Raw genomic sequence first — 1061 nt, 5'->3', positions numbered from 1 at the left:
CCACCAGAGCCAGGTTGAGCCAGAGTGCCACCCCCCACTGACTCAGAAGCCACGCTTGCCACATATACCCTTAAACTTTAGCCACAGCAATTTGGCCAGATAATCCTCAGCACAAGCACCAATATAGCAATCCGTGTTAAATCGCAAAAAAATCTTTTATCGACTAAATGCCTCTCCCTGTAAACGTGCCGGTCAAATCTCCCACCACCCTCCTATTCCTCTTAGAAGGAATCAGCACCCGGCCTTCCCTTGTCTATCCTCTCCCTGAATTCCTGAGAATCTTATCCCCTATCACCTTCGTATGCTCTTCTTGCCAACTCTCTGGTAATGCCTCTGCTTGGGTAATATCCTGCTTTGCCCTGCTGTGATTCTAAACACTAACGGCTTCCCCAAACCATCCACACTCACATGGATCTGAGTGCTGTATCCACCTCGACTCCTCCCCAAAGCTTGCTCCCCTTTTTTTGCGGCTGCCCAGGGGTGAGCACGAACGACAGTTGAGTCAAGGATAAGATGCTCTAAGTCAGGGTCTTTCCCAAACTCCCAAGCAACTCCAGCGATGGAATCTCTGGTGTATCATTTTCCATATCTTTTTGGGAGGTAGCGCCACGGGGATCCAGAGCGAGCTATTACAGCAGGCCTTGGATAAACTGTTTGCATCCTGCCTCTTTGCCGATGTGGATCTGGATTCTGTTTTCAGGAAAGCTATAATTTTTTGCTATTTTATTTGCTGTGATCTGCAGCAAGATAACTCATCAGACCTTACCCAAAAACTGTCCTTATCATAACTAAATGCAAAAAACCTAACGACTACACCTTTTGCCGTTCAACTGGGATCTTCAGCCAACGGCTTAGTTCCGAGGCCAACCACTCCAGCTCTGGCTCCTGCAAAGGGATCCCCGCTCCCAACTCGTATTTGCGGTTGCCCGCCCAGATGTTCAACTGTGGGCTTTGGCATGGGATCAGCTCTAGCCGGTCAATATCCCATCGCCGACTGGGGGGAACTCTGCGAAAGCGCAGGCCAAACACCTCGTAAACCAGGCGAATGTATTTTGTGTCGA

Annotated in this window: 2 pseudogenes; both read right to left on the bottom strand. The window is 49.4% G+C overall.

Annotated features, from left to right (window positions below):
- Positions 1-158 precede the first annotated feature (158 nt).
- A pseudogene (locus tag NW838_RS03360) lies at positions 159-712 on the bottom strand (IS5 family transposase); the annotation flags it as partial.
- A gap of 98 nt (positions 713-810) precedes the next feature.
- A pseudogene (locus NW838_RS03355) lies at positions 811-1061 on the bottom strand (hypothetical protein); the annotation flags it as partial.

This window comes from Synechococcus sp. R55.2 (genome assembly GCF_047462075.1).
Classification (GTDB): domain Bacteria; phylum Cyanobacteriota; class Cyanobacteriia; order Thermostichales; family Thermostichaceae; genus Thermostichus.
The sequence above is the reverse complement of the archived record's forward strand: the minus strand, read 5'-3'. Positions and strand labels throughout refer to the sequence as shown.